The organism is Phaeobacter sp. SYSU ZJ3003, from assembly GCF_041300735.1.
In the GTDB taxonomy this organism is placed as follows: domain Bacteria; phylum Pseudomonadota; class Alphaproteobacteria; order Rhodobacterales; family Rhodobacteraceae; genus Phycobacter; species Phycobacter gallaeciensis_A.
The window spans coordinates 309786-322564 of sequence record NZ_PXNU01000001.1 but is presented as its reverse complement, the minus strand read 5'-3'; the positions used below and the strand labels follow the sequence as shown (position 1 = coordinate 322564).

General features: G+C 62.2%; 11 protein-coding genes. 5 read left to right on the top strand and 6 right to left on the bottom strand.

What is annotated here, in order from left to right; genetic code table 11:
* Window positions 1–171: 171 nt before the first annotated feature.
* The 4 genes from lpxC (at window position 172) to C6W91_RS01485 (ending at window position 5701) form a co-directional block, all read left to right on the top strand.
* A complete protein-coding gene (gene lpxC / locus C6W91_RS01500; RefSeq protein ID WP_274831779.1) occupies window positions 172–1137 on the top strand; it encodes a UDP-3-O-acyl-N-acetylglucosamine deacetylase in 966 nt (321 codons plus the stop codon).
* 250 nt (window positions 1138–1387) lie between these two features.
* The gene (locus C6W91_RS01495; RefSeq protein ID WP_065273058.1) at window positions 1388–2236 is read left to right on the top strand and encodes an outer membrane protein assembly factor BamD; all 849 of its coding nucleotides are present in this window, start codon (window positions 1388–1390) and stop codon (window positions 2234–2236) included.
* Window positions 2237–2260: 24 nt separating this feature from the next.
* Window positions 2261–3907 (top strand): DNA repair protein RecN, encoded by a 1647-nt coding sequence (gene recN / locus C6W91_RS01490; protein ID WP_274836698.1) that lies wholly within the window; start codon window positions 2261–2263, stop codon window positions 3905–3907.
* Window positions 3908–3994: 87 nt separating this feature from the next.
* A complete protein-coding gene (locus tag C6W91_RS01485; protein WP_274833481.1) occupies window positions 3995–5701 on the top strand; it encodes a chloride channel protein in 1707 nt (568 codons plus the stop codon).
* Between the two features lie 25 nt (window positions 5702–5726).
* On the opposite strand, the gene C6W91_RS01480 is transcribed toward C6W91_RS01485, so the two are convergent.
* Window positions 5727–6638: a LysR family transcriptional regulator gene (locus C6W91_RS01480; protein WP_274836699.1), complete on the bottom strand. Its 912-nt coding sequence runs from the start codon at window positions 6636–6638 to the stop codon at window positions 5727–5729.
* Window positions 6639–6729: 91 nt separating this feature from the next.
* Here C6W91_RS01480 and C6W91_RS01475 point away from each other — a divergent pair, with 91 nt between their 5' ends.
* Window positions 6730–6921, top strand: a complete 192-nt coding sequence (locus tag C6W91_RS01475; protein ID WP_065273789.1) for a hypothetical protein — start codon at window positions 6730–6732, stop codon at window positions 6919–6921.
* Between the two features lie 332 nt (window positions 6922–7253).
* Here the strand turns inward: C6W91_RS01475 and C6W91_RS01470 are convergent, their stop codons facing one another.
* From C6W91_RS01470 to C6W91_RS01450, 5 genes are all read right to left on the bottom strand, one after another.
* Window positions 7254–7595, bottom strand: a complete 342-nt coding sequence (locus C6W91_RS01470) for a DUF427 domain-containing protein (RefSeq protein WP_274836700.1) — start codon at window positions 7593–7595, stop codon at window positions 7254–7256.
* A 62-nt stretch (window positions 7596–7657) separates the two neighbouring features.
* Window positions 7658–9448, bottom strand: coding sequence for an aminopeptidase P family protein (locus C6W91_RS01465; protein WP_274836701.1), 1791 nt, complete (start codon window positions 9446–9448; stop codon window positions 7658–7660).
* Between the two features lie 75 nt (window positions 9449–9523).
* Window positions 9524–10174, bottom strand: coding sequence for a 2-hydroxychromene-2-carboxylate isomerase (locus C6W91_RS01460; protein ID WP_274833486.1), 651 nt, complete (start codon window positions 10172–10174; stop codon window positions 9524–9526).
* Window positions 10175–10186: 12 nt separating this feature from the next.
* The gene (gene cobT / locus C6W91_RS01455; protein WP_065273065.1) at window positions 10187–12064 is read right to left on the bottom strand and encodes a cobaltochelatase subunit CobT; all 1878 of its coding nucleotides are present in this window, start codon (window positions 12062–12064) and stop codon (window positions 10187–10189) included.
* Entirely contained in the window at window positions 12061–12762 is a 702-nt protein-coding gene (locus tag C6W91_RS01450) for an aspartate/glutamate racemase family protein (protein ID WP_274833488.1), read from the bottom strand. Before C6W91_RS01450 ends, cobT begins: the two co-directional genes overlap by 4 nt.
* Window positions 12763–12779 lie beyond the last annotated feature (17 nt).

Below are 12779 nucleotides of genomic sequence, written 5' to 3'. Positions count from 1 at the left end.
GACGAGGAATGCTACAACTTCTTCAAGGCCGCAGGATACAAAACCGATTAAACGCGACACGCTCTAGGCAGTGTTTTGCCTATTCGTTACAGGGATGTTTCAATCCGTTACAAAGATTGAGTTGAGCCCGCGTGCCCGTTTCCTTACCTATCATCGGCAACACGGCCCCAGATGGCCGGACCCAGAAGAAAGAGGCACAAGGTGCAGAATACCCTGAAAGCATCGGTGACATTTGAAGGCGCAGGCCTGCATTCCGGCCAGCCTGCGCGGATGGTTCTGAAACCGGCTGCGGCGGATCATGGCATCCGTTTCAAACGGACCGATATCGCTTTGGGCAATTCTGTCATCCCGGCCCGCTGGGACTATGTGGAGCGCACCGCGCTGTGCACCCGTCTGGTCAACGCCGCCGGTGTGTCGGTATCTACCGTTGAGCACGTGATGGCCGCACTGGCTGGTTGTGGTGTGCACAACGCCCTGATTGAAATCGATGGACCCGAAGTGCCGATCCTTGATGGCTCCTCGGCGCTGTTTGTGCGCGGGATCATGCAGAAAGGCGTGCGTCGCCTGTCTGCTCCGGTGCAGGTTCTGCAGGTTCTGAAGGAGGTCAGCGTCGAAAAAGATGGCGCAAAGGCGACCATTCTGCCCTGCGACCGGCTGATGATCGAATTCCACATTGATTTCGCTGAACAGGCGATTGGACGTCAGAGCAAGACGCTGGACCTGCGCAATGGAGCCTTTGCCCGCGAGCTGTGCGACAGCCGTACATTCTGCCGCCGCGCTGATGTCGAGGCGATGCAGGCCAATGGCCTGGCTCTTGGCGGTGTGCCGGGCGAGAACGCTGTTGTTTTCGATGGTGAAGAGGTTGAAAGCGGCGAAGGTCTGCGCCATTCGGATGAGCCGGTCCGTCACAAGATGCTGGACGCGCTGGGTGACCTGGCGCTGGCCGGTGCGCCGCTGATGGGGCGCTATATCGGCGAGCGTGCTGGTCATGCCTTGACCAACACCCTGCTGCGGGCGCTGTTCGCAACCCCCGGCGCGGTGCGTCTGGTAGAGTGTGATGCGGCTATGGTGGCCCGCCTGCCGGGGCAGGGGCTGGTTTGGGGGGAAATCCCCGCAGCCATCCGCAAGGTCGCCTGATCCCTGCAGGGATCAGCGCAATCATCAGGACACCGATGGAAGACGGACAGGGGCACTTAGGTGCCCTTTTTCATTTGTACCTGTGGTCCGGCACCCACCGCTGGGGCGCCGCAGGCTTGACCCGGGCCGACAATCTCTGCCAAGTGAGGGCGAAGTGGGTTAAAGGCGTTTTGCACGCCAATTGAATGTGCTAGACCGGGCATAACCGGGGTGGACACCCGCGAGTCAAATGCGGTGAGGTAAGGCAAAGATGATCGGCATCAGGGCAGGAGCCAAATGGATCGGTGCGGTTGTTCTGATGGCTGCATTGTCGGGCTGCGGCGGCGACGGTGGCGCGGCCGAAAAGGCAGGCGCGCTGGACGGCTATACCCCCAAACAGATCTTTGAACGCGGCGAGTTCGAACTGGAACGCCGCCGGTCCAAGGACGCGGCCTTTTACTTCTCCGAGATCGAGCGCCTCTATCCCTATTCTGAATGGGCGAAACAAGCGCTGATCATGCAGGCCTTTTCCTATCACCGTGCCAAGGATTACGAAAACAGCCGCGCCGCCGCTCAGCGGTTCATCGATTTCTACCCGACCGACGAAGACGCCGCCTATGCGCAATACCTGCTGGCGCTGAGCTTTTATGACCAGATCGACGAAGTCGGCCGCGATCAGGGGCTGACCTTCCAGGCGCTGCAGGCTTTGCGCACCGTAATCGAGGTTTACCCCGACAGCGAATATGCCAACTCGGCAATCCTGAAATTCGATCTGGCTTTCGACCATCTGGCGGGCAAGGAAATGGAAATCGGGCGCTACTACCTGCGCCACAAACACTACACGTCGGCGATCAACCGCTTCCGTGTGGTGGTGGAGGATTTCCAGACCACCAGTCACACCCCCGAGGCGCTGCACCGTCTGGTCGAGGCCTATCTGTCGCTGGGTCTGGTGGATGAGGCGCAGACCGCCGGCGCGATCCTGGGGCACAACTATCAATCGACAGAGTGGTACCAGGACAGCTATAAACTGCTGACGTCGCAGGGTCTGAAGATGCGTGACCGGGGGAACAACTGGCTGAGCCAGATCTATCGCCAGTCGATCAAGGGCCAGTGGCTGTAACAGCGTTTGCAACGGAGCAAAGTAATGCTGCGCGCGCTTGATATCCGCGATATTCTGATCATCGACCATCTGGAGCTGAACTTTCAGGCCGGCCTCAACGTGCTGACCGGCGAAACCGGCGCTGGTAAATCGATCCTGCTCGATTCCCTTGGCTTTGTACTGGGCTGGCGCGGACGCGCCGAACTGGTGCGGCAGGGCGCCTCGCAGGGCGAGGTGGTCGCGGAATTCGAACTGCCCGAGGGCCATCCGGCCCATGCGGTTCTGGAAGAGGCAGGCCTGCCAGCCGGGCATGAACTGATCCTGCGCCGCGTTAATACCGCTGAGGGCCGCAAGACGGCTTGGGTGAACGATCGGCGCTGCTCGGGTGAGGTGCTGCGCGCGTTGTCGGAAACCTTGGTGGAACTGCACGGCCAACACGATGATCGGGGTCTTTTGAACCCAAAGGGGCACCGCAGCCTGCTGGATGCCTTTGCCGGGGTGCCGGATCTGCTGTCACAGACCCGCGCGGCCTGGACGACGGCCGCCAAGGCCCGCAAGACGGTTGAGGCCACCCGCGCAGCACTGGATGCGGTGCGCGCCGAAGAGGAATTCCTGCGTCACGCGGTTGAGGAACTGGACAAGCTGAGCCCGGAGCCAGGCGAGGACGAGACGCTGGATGCGCGCCGCCGCCAGATGCAGGGGGCAGAGCGGGTCCGGGGCGATATCGCCCGTGCTCATGCGCTGCTGAGCGAGGGGGCCGATCCGTCGCTGGGCGAGGCGCAGCGCTGGCTGGAAGGTGTTGAGGGCGCCGAGGAGATCGGGCTGACAGAGCCGCTGGCGGCGCTCAGCCGGGCGATGATTGAACTGGGCGATGCGCAAGATGGCGTCGAACGAGTTCTGTCTGCTCTCGATTTCAATCCCGGCGATCTGGAAGATTGCGAAGAGCGACTGTTTGCGATCCGTGCCTTGGCGCGCAAGCATGACGTTCTGCCCGATGATCTGGCCGCCTATGCCGATACCCTGCGCGAAAAACTGGCGGCACTGGATGCAGGCGATAAGGATCTGGCCGATCAGGAGGCCGCCCTGCGCGACGCTGAGGCGGCTTATGTAGCGGCTGCAGAGACGCTGAGTGCGGCGCGCCGCGACAGCGCGCTGGCGCTGGACACAGCGGTGATGGCTGAACTGGCGCCCCTCAAGATGGAGCGCGCGGTTTTTGAAACCCGGATCACCGCAGGCGCCCCGGGCCCGGAGGGCCACGACGATGTTGCCTTTACCGTGGCGACCAATCCCGGTGCCCCGGCGGGTCCGCTCAATAAGATCGCTTCGGGCGGGGAACTGAGCCGCTTCCTGCTGGCCCTGAAGGTCTGCTTGCGCGGTGAGGATCGCGACAAGACGCTGATCTTTGACGAGATCGACCGCGGGGTCGGTGGTGCCACCGCTGATGCGGTGGGGCGGCGCCTGAAATCCCTTGCCTCGGGCGGGCAGGTGCTGGTCGTCACCCATTCGCCGCAGGTCGCCGCCCAGGGCGCGCATCACTGGCGGGTGCAGAAACGCGTCACCGATGGCATGACCCTGTCCGAGGTGGTGCCGCTGAGCGAGACGGAACGGGTGGATGAAATCGCCCGGATGGTGTCGGGCGATACCATCACCAAAGAAGCGCGCGCCGCCGCCGGAGCCTTGCTGACCGGCTGACGCACGGGTCACGGTCCTGTGTGCTCAGTGTTGGTGGTTTGGCAATTTTTCTCTGCTTTGAGGGGGGCAGGAAACTGAAGGCGAACAATGAAGCATAATTCCCGGACCGGGGCAAAGGTGCTGGCGATGCAGGGTCTTGCATGGCTGCGCGATGTCTGGCGTATTCTTTTGCATCGCGGGCCAAGCCAGTTTCAATTCTGGATGATCGCCTTGCTGATCGGTATCTCGGCCGGTTTTGCGGCCTTGCTGTTCCGAAAGGGGATTACCGCCCTTCAGGCTTGGATCTATGGCGCCGAGGATATTCATTTTCTGCACAGTTTCGCGCAGGATCTGCCGTGGTACATGCTGCTGGTGATCCCCACCGTGGGTGGGCTGGTCGTCGGAATCATCCTGCACAATTTCACCCCCGATGGGCGGGTGCGTTCGGTTGCCGATGTGATCGAAGGGGCGGCAATGCGCAATGGCCGCGTCGAAATCCGCGCCGGGCTTGGGTCGGCCATGGCGTCCTTCCTGACGCTGTCGACCGGCGGATCGGCGGGGCGCGAAGGGCCAGTGGTGCACCTTGCAGGCGTCATTTCCAGCTGGGTCAGCGACCGGATCAAGGCCGATGGCATCACCGGGCGCGATCTTTTGGGCTGTGCGGTGGCAGCGGCAGTTTCTGCGAGCTTCAACGCGCCTATCGCCGGTGCGCTGTTCGCGCTTGAGGTTGTGTTGCGGCATTTTGCTGTGCATGCCTTTGCGCCCATCGCCATCGCCTCGGTCGCGGGCACGGTGATCAACCGGTTGGAATATGGCGATGTTACGGAATTCACGCTGACCACGCCGGGCGCCTTGCAGTTCTATGTCGAGCTACCTGCCTTTTTGATGCTCGGGTTGATTTGTGGACTGGTCGCCGTGGTGCTCATGCGCTCGATTTTTTGGGCAGATCGAGTGGGAACCGATATCCAGACAGCTCTATCGATCCCGCGCTGGCTGCGCCCGGCGGTCTCTGGCTTTCTTCTGGGGGCGATTGCGATCTGGTTTCCGCATATCATCGGGGTTGGCTATGAGACGACGGTGCTGGCGCTTACTGGTGGGTTGGTGCTGTCGCAGGCCATCCTGTTCACCGTGGTGAAAACCGCTGCCGTGGCCATCACCATGGGCGGGCGCATGGGGGGCGGGGTGTTTTCACCGTCGCTGATGATCGGAGCGATGACCGGCCTGTCCTTTGGGCTGATCGCGACATCGGTCCTGCCGGAAGTGTCAGGGACGCATACGCTTTATGCCTTTGCGGGCATGGGGGCGGTCGCGGCTGCCGTTCTAGGGGCGCCGATCTCGACCACGCTGATCGTATTCGAGCTGACCGGAGACTGGCAAATCGGCCTTGCGGTCATGGTTTCGGTCTCCCTGTCGACGGCGCTGGCCTCGCGGCTGGTGGACCGGTCGTTCTTCCTGACCCAGCTGGAGCGGCGCAATCTGCATTGCGCGGCCGGGCCGCAGGCCTATCTGCTGGCGCTGTTGCAGGTGGGTGGGTTGATGCGGCCGCTGGGGGATCCGCGCTGCGCCACGCCAGAGGACTGCGCTCCGCTGATTGATCAAGGACTGATGCTGCGCCCCGATCAGTCGCTGGAGGCGGTGCTGCCGGTGTTCGACCGGGCGGATGTGCCGTTCTTGCCGGTGGTTGCTCCGGATGACGTGCCCGCGCCGAGCGATGCTGAGCAGCAGGGCCGCCTTCTTGGGGTGCTCTACCACGTGGATGCGCTGAAGGCCTATAACCGCGCCCTAGTGGCAACGGCTGCAGAGGAACACAGCTAAGACCCGGGGGCGGTTCTGGTGTGCCTCAGCTGGCGGGCTGTTTCAGGGTTTCGGTGAGAATCTCACGTAGCCATGCCAATCTGGATGATCCATCGAACCGGCGATGCCAGACCAGATCAAATTCTGCATCCGGAACGCTCAGCGGTAGCGGAGAACTGCTGAACCCCCGGAACGCAGAATTTATTAGCATGGCCGGCAGGGTGGCAACCGTGTCGGTGCCACGGATCACCTCGGCCAGCAGCCAGACATTCGGCACGCTGACGGCAATGTCGCGTGACAGGTTGAGAGCCTCCAGCGCGCTCTGCACGGTGCTTTTGTAGGGGCCGCCGAAATCCAGCGTGGCATGGCTGGCGCCAGAGTAGTCGTAGACGTCCTTTATCGGTCCGCGCACCTCAGGATCGTAAAAGACCCGGAAGCCCTCGGAGAAAAGATGCGCATGGCACAGGGTCGCGGGATAGACTTCGGGGCGGGGGGCAATGGCAAAATCGGCAATCCCACGCTCCAGCAGGTTTTCGGCATTCGCGCTGGGGCCAAGCTCGCGGAACACCATGCGTTTTCTGGGAACTTCCTGCCAGATGCGCGTACAGGTTCGGTTGACCTCGGGGACAAGAACGCCGCCGTTTGTGGCGATCACAAACGGATCGGGGTCATTGGCGGGGACGTATTCCCCATGGTCCACCAGCGCATCCATCTGGGCCAACAGGCGTCGAACCTTGGGCACCAGGCGTTCCGCGCGTGGGCTGGGAACGATGCCGCGCCCGGCCTGCACGAACAACTTGTCGCCTATGATGCAGCGCAGTTTTTCCAGGTTATGACTGACGGTGGATTGGCTGATGTTCAGCTGCTCAGCCGCCTTGCTGACGGACATTTCATCGTAAACTGTTAAAAAGACCCGAAGCAGGCGACCACTCAACTGAGATGTATCTACGTCACGCATTTATTAATTTTTTCTTTCGCTGGATTGGATGAACCGCTTTTTTAAGTAAAGTTAACGGCAACGGGCGTAAATGGGGTGCGGAAGGGAAAATATGCGTACTTATAAATTCGACCCGAAAGAGGTCGAAGTACAAAACAAAACGAGCGAGCAGGACAAAGAACAGGCGGCCCTCGAAGCGTTGGTCAACTACGCAATCGAATGCGCCAGAGACGCAAATGTCTTTGGGTCGGGGGAAGCTCTGGAACAGGCAAAACGGCATTTGGTCCGTTCTGTACTGTTGTAGGGCTGATCTGCTTTCAGGCGGATGGGCCACTTTGAAATCCTGATATCGGGGCGGTCCTGATGGGCCGCTTTGACCGGCCGCGGGCGCCGGAATAGGTGCCGACCGTGATCTAGCTTCGAGCCCCTCATTGGCAAGGGCACGGAAGTATAGGCGGTCCAAAATTTTGTATAATTGTTAATGATACGCGCAGGTCGCGCGGTACCGCTGTCGGTCAGTTTAAATTTAATGATTGCTATCGGTTCTTAGTGGCTTTGAAAACGGCACAGCGCCGGTAAAACGCTGTGCCGCCTAGAAGCTGTGCCGTAAAAGGCGGCCCTGCTGACCCGGCAGATTCAAATCTGTTCGATCTTCACCGAGTCACTGGGATAAAACGCCAAATAGCCTTTTATTTCGCCCACGTCACTGATTGGGTCCTCATAGCTCCAGACAGCGTCTTCGGTCACCGAGGATTTGTTTACGATGGAAAAATAGGAGGCATCGCCCTTGTGCGGGCAATGCGTCGTCTTGCTGCTCGGATCGAGAAAGGCCATGGCGATGTCTTCGCGTGGGAAATAGATGACCGGCGCATGACCCTCTTCGCTCAGCTCTAGTGCGCGGCTGGTTTCGCCCAGAACGGCCCCGCCCGAGCGCACCACCCAGGTGCCATCTGCCTTGCGAATTCGGATCTTGCTCATGTTATTTTCCCCATCTCGTCATTGGTATGCATGTCTTGCCCCGGCAATGTAACAGCCGGGTATCAGATCGCCGCAGTCGCCACGTCCAGCCAGGCCTGTGCGGCAGGGCTGATCATTGGGCGGATTTTCTGGGCGACCTGCGCATGATAAGCATTCAGCCAGTCGCGTTCTTCCCTTGATAGCATATCTGCGTCAATCAGCCGCCGGTCGATCGGGACAAAGGTCAGGGTGCGCCAGTCCAGCATGTCCCGCTCTGCGTCGCCGCCGGGCAGGGCAGGGGCCTTTTGCGCGACGATCAGGTTCTCGATCCGGATGCCAAAGGCACCTTCGCGGTAATACCCCGGTTCATTGGACAGGATCATACCTGGCTGCAGCGGTACCGCAGAGGCACGGCTGAGGCGCTGCGGGCCTTCGTGTACGCTGAGGTAGGCGCCGACGCCATGGCCCAGACCATGATTGAAATCCTGCCCGGCCAGCCACAGCGGCATCCGCCCGATGGCCTCGATGTCGCGCCCGGCCAGTCCCTGTGGCCAGCGCAGGCGCGAGATTGCGATCATGCCCTGCAGCACGCGGGTAAAGGCGGCGCGTTCCTCGGCTCCCGGGGCGCCAATAGCAATGGTGCGTGTGATGTCGGTGGTACCATCCAGATACTGCCCGCCGCTGTCCAGAACCAGCAGATCGCCGTCCTGCAGTACCGTGTCGGTCTCGACCGTGACTCGGTAGTGGATCACGGCGCCATTGGCCCCGGTGCCCGAAATGGTGTCAAAACTGATATCGCGGAGCTTGTCGTCGCGGCGGCGCAGCGTTTCCAGCTGCTTGACCACGTCGATTTCTGTGATGCTACCCGGCGGCTGGTCGTCGAGCCAGGCCAGCAGTTCCACCACGGCGGCGCCATCGCGCAGGTGGGCGGCGGCGCTGCCTTCGATCTCTGCCGCGTTCTTGCAGGCCTTGGGCAGGGCGCAGGGGTCGCCTGTCGGCTGAAGACGGGCGCCCAGAGTCTCGGCAACGATCTGCGGCAGGCTGTCCCGGTCCACCGCCACGGCGCCATTGAGCGCGCCCACGGCATTCAGGAAACCGGCAGGTGGATGCACGGTTACGCCTGCGCCCAGGTGATCCGCCAGCCCCTCCAGTTTCGACGGCTCCATGAACAGGTCCACACGCGCATCACTGTGCAGGATGGCAAAGCCATGGGCGACCGGATTGCGTGGAATGTCCGATCCGCGGATGTTCAGCAGCCACATGATGCTGTCGGGTAGGGTGATCAGGGCGGCCTCTTGTCCGGCCTCGCGCAGGTCCTTGGCCAGCCGTCCGCATTTGTCGGCGGCGCTTTCCCCGGCGTACGCCTCGGGGTGGGCGATGACGGGCTCTGCGGGCGGTGCAGGCTGGTCCTCCCAGATGCGGTCCACCAGGTTTTCACAATCGACAAGCATGATGCCGCTGCCGTCCAGCTGTCTGCGTAGGTCGGCGATCTGGCCGGTGGCGTGCAGCCATGGATCAAACCCGACGCGACCGCCATCCGGCAGCTGTTTCTTCAGCCAGTCGTGCAGCTGGACCTCGGGCCAGGGCACTGGGGTATAGACATCAGCGACCTGCTGTTTCACCTGCGTGCGGTAGCGTCCGTCGATGAAGACACCCGCGACATGGGCCATGGCCGCGCAAAACCCTGCAGAGCCGGTAAAGCCGGTCAGCCAGGCAAGCCGGTCGTCCCGCGGGGCGACGTATTCACCCTGATGCGCATCGGCGCGGGGGACAAGGAAGCCATCCAGCGCCTCCCGATCCAGCTCTGCGCGCAGTGCCTGCAGCCGGGGCGGCCCCTGATCCGGGCGGGCGGTGACGTCGAATGACTGAAACATGGGGAGCCTCCTGCGTTGGCGGGTGTCAACCGCGCCAGAGAACAGCGAAGCGGGGCCGGGTGCAACCCGGGAAATTCAGGCCGCGCCGACAGGTGGGTTCTGAAAGGTGGTGTCGGGGAAGGGCTGGCGCAGGCCGAATTCCAGCAGTTCCAGATGGTCCTGTCCGTAATAGGGATCCCCATCCAGCACATAGGTCGGTGAGCCGAACAGATGCATCCGCAGGGCCGCATCGGTATTTGCCTGTAGAACCGCCTGCACATCGGGCGCCATCGCACCTGCAAGCAGCGGTTCGGGGTCAAGCCCGGCGTTTCGTGCAGCCTGTGACAGCTGCTCGGGGTTCATCAGGTCGATGTCATCGCGCCAATGCGCCTCAAGCAACGCATGGGCAAGGGCATCAACGTCCTGCCCCAGACGTTCGGCCATGATCACCATGCCGCTGGAAAGGGTCAGGGCGTTGTCATGGTAGGTCGGACGGTAGGTAATGATCGGAACACCGCGATAGGCGGCCCAGCGTTCGATCTCGCGTCCGAAGAAGTAATCGACATGCGCCTGACTGCGCCCGGCAAAGGGACGCCCGCCTGCCTGCTCCACCACTGGCGACAACAAAAAGGGGCGGTGGATCAGTTGGCAGTCATGGGCCGCGCAGATTTCTGCCAGCCGCCTGGAGCCAAGATAGGCATAGGCGGAATGGGTGGAGTAGAAATATTCGATCTTGCGCTGCGCCATGCCGGGGCTCTCTTAACTGGCCTTCTTGATGCCCATGACACGGGCGCGGGCGCGCGGGTCGCTGTCAAACAGCGCCGCCAGCTGTTCGGTCATGGCTCCGGCGAGTTGTTCGACATCGGTAATGGTCACCGCGCGGTCGTAGTAGCGCGTGACGTCATGGCCGATGCCGATGGCCAGAAGCTCCACCTGCTTTTTCTTCTCCACCATGGCGATCACATCGCGCAGGTGTTTTTCCAGGAAGTTCGCCGGGTTCACCGACAGGGTAGAATCATCTACCGGCGCGCCGTCGGAAATCACCATCAGGATCTTGCGCGCCTCGGGACGGCCGACCATCCGGCGGTGCGCCCATTCCAGCGCCTCACCGTCGATGTTCTCTTTCAACAGGCCCTCTTTCATCATCAGGCCAAGGTTCGGATGCGCCCGGCGCCAGGGCACATCGGCGCCCTTGTAGATGATGTGGCGGAGATCGTTCAGGCGCCCGGGCTGTTGCGGGCGGCCTTCGTTCAGCCAGGCCTCGCGCGCCATGCCGCCCTTCCAGGCGCGGGTGGTAAAGCCGAGGATCTCGACCTTCACGTTGCAGCGTTCAAGGGTGCGGGCGAGAACGTCGGCGCAGATCGCCGCGATCGAGATCGGACGCCCCCGCATCGAGCCGGAGTTGTCGAGAAGCAGCGTCACCACGGTGTCGCGGAACTCGGTATCCTTTTCGCGCTTGAACGACAGCGGGGTGGTCGGGTTGGCGACAACGCGCGCGAGACGGCCTGCGTCCAGAATGCCCTCTTCCAGGTCGAACTCCCAGGAGCGGTTCTGCTGCGCCTGAAGACGGCGCTGCAGCTTGTTGGCAAGGCGGGAAACCGCGCCTTTCAACGGTTCCAGCTGCTGATCGAGATAGGCGCGCAGGCGCTCCAGCTCGGCTGGTTCGGCCAGATCTTCTGCGGCGATTTCCTCGTCGTGGGTGTCCAAGAACACCTTGTAGTCGGGATCCGCTTCTGAGGCAGGCGGCGGCGGGGGCGGGTCCAGCGGCGCCTCGCCATCGGGCATTTCGGTTTCTTCCGACAGCTCGTCCTCAGCCATCTCGTCCATCGAGACCTGGGCCTGGCTTTCGTCTTGCTGCTGCTCCTGCGCCTGTTCGGCATCCGCATCGGCCTGTTCGTCGTCGGAATCATCTTCGCCGGAACTGTCGGGATCCTGCTGCTCTTCGGCGTCCTCTTCGGCCTGGTCTTCCTGATCCTCATCCGGCTGATCGGGGTCATCGCCCAGCTGGTCGCCATAGCCGAGATCGGTGATAATCTGGCGGGCAAAGCGGGCGAATTCCGCCTGATCGGCAATTTTCTCTTCGAGGTCGCCGAGCGTTTCACCGGCTTCGGCCTCGATATAACCGCGCCACAGTTCGGCCACGTTGGCGGCACCTTCGGGCAGCGGGCGGCCCGTGGCCATCTGCCTTACCAGATAGCCCGCAGCAGCAGCCAGCGGCGCCTCGGTCGAGGATTTCATCTGATCATAGCCGCGCCGGATCGCCTCGTTGCGGATCTTGACGTCGATGTTGGAGGCGGTGCCCGGCATGTGGCGCGCGCCCATCGCCTCGCAGCGGGCGGTTTCCATCGCCTCGTACAGATCACGGGCCATCTCGCCTTGCGGTGCGTATTTCGCGTGGACGGCATCGTCGTGGAACTTGTGGCGCAAAGCGAGCGCATCCGCAGTGCCGCGGGCCAACAGCACTTCCTCGCGCGTCATCCGGCGGGAGACCTGCGGCAGGCGCATGGAATCGCCCGAAAGCCCGGCCGGGTCGACCGTGTAGCTGACCGACAGTTCGGAATCGTCGGCCATCACCTTGGTCGCTTCGGCCAGCGCCTTTTTGAACGGATCTGCCGGGTTGTCGGTCGGTTTGCTCATATTTTCGCTCTCACTTCATCGAGGTCGGCTTCATCGGCCGCCAGCCGCGCCAGCAGGTCCACATGCACATCCAGCGCATCTACCACCCTATAGCCCGGATCCTGCCCGTCAAACGCCAGGTTGAGATCGGTGCCCGCCAGCACGATGGCATCGGCGCCTAGACCATCGACCATCCGCTGTCCTGCATCTAGGAACAGCGCCCGCTTTTGCGGCGTGCATACCCCGGCGACGGCCATGTCCTGATAGCTTTGGCCCAGGTCCTCGATCTCATCCTCCAGCGCCACGGCGCGGGTTTTCTTCAATTGCCCATAAAGGCCCGTCTTCATCACCACGCGGGTGCCCAGCAGACCGACGGTGTTCAGCCCCTGTGCCGCAAAATAATCGTCCAGCGGCGTGACGGCCGAGACCAGCGGCAGGGACGACAGCGCCACCGTTTCGTCGAAACAGAAATGCCCACCCAAAGAGGTGATGGCAACGCAATCGGCCCCGGCGCCGCGCAGACGGTCGATCAATCCTGCATAGATTTCGGCCTGGGCCGCGCGGTTGTCCGACAGGTTGTTGCGGATCAGCTCCTGCACATCGGCGTGGACGATGGTCAGCTCCAGCGGCAGGCCCCGTGCGGCCATCGCCGCCGTCAGCCGCTGGTAATAAACCACCGTGGCCGCAACGCCGATTCCACCGATCAGGCCGATATGCATGGGAGTGTCCTTACCGG

Excerpts from the sequence above, each read along its gene's own strand:
- C6W91_RS01480 (WP_274836699.1), bottom strand. The coding sequence starts at position 6,638 with ATGCGTGACGTAGATACATCTCAGTTGAGTGGTCGCCTGCTTCGGGTC.
- C6W91_RS01470 (WP_274836700.1), bottom strand. The coding sequence starts at position 7,595 with ATGAGCAAGATCCGAATTCGCAAGGCAGATGGCACCTGGGTGGTGCGC.
- C6W91_RS01465 (WP_274836701.1), bottom strand. The coding sequence starts at position 9,448 with ATGTTTCAGTCATTCGACGTCACCGCCCGCCCGGATCAGGGGCCGCCC.
- lpxC (WP_274831779.1), top strand. The coding sequence starts at position 172 with ATGGCCGGACCCAGAAGAAAGAGGCACAAGGTGCAGAATACCCTGAAA.
- recN (WP_274836698.1), top strand. The coding sequence starts at position 2,261 with ATGCTGCGCGCGCTTGATATCCGCGATATTCTGATCATCGACCATCTG.
- C6W91_RS01475 (WP_065273789.1), top strand. The coding sequence starts at position 6,730 with ATGCGTACTTATAAATTCGACCCGAAAGAGGTCGAAGTACAAAACAAA.
- C6W91_RS01460 (WP_274833486.1), bottom strand. The coding sequence starts at position 10,174 with ATGGCGCAGCGCAAGATCGAATATTTCTACTCCACCCATTCCGCCTAT.
- C6W91_RS01485 (WP_274833481.1), top strand. The coding sequence starts at position 3,995 with ATGAAGCATAATTCCCGGACCGGGGCAAAGGTGCTGGCGATGCAGGGT.
- cobT (WP_065273065.1), bottom strand. The coding sequence starts at position 12,064 with ATGAGCAAACCGACCGACAACCCGGCAGATCCGTTCAAAAAGGCGCTG.
- C6W91_RS01450 (WP_274833488.1), bottom strand. The coding sequence starts at position 12,762 with ATGCATATCGGCCTGATCGGTGGAATCGGCGTTGCGGCCACGGTGGTT.
- C6W91_RS01495 (WP_065273058.1), top strand. The coding sequence starts at position 1,388 with ATGATCGGCATCAGGGCAGGAGCCAAATGGATCGGTGCGGTTGTTCTG.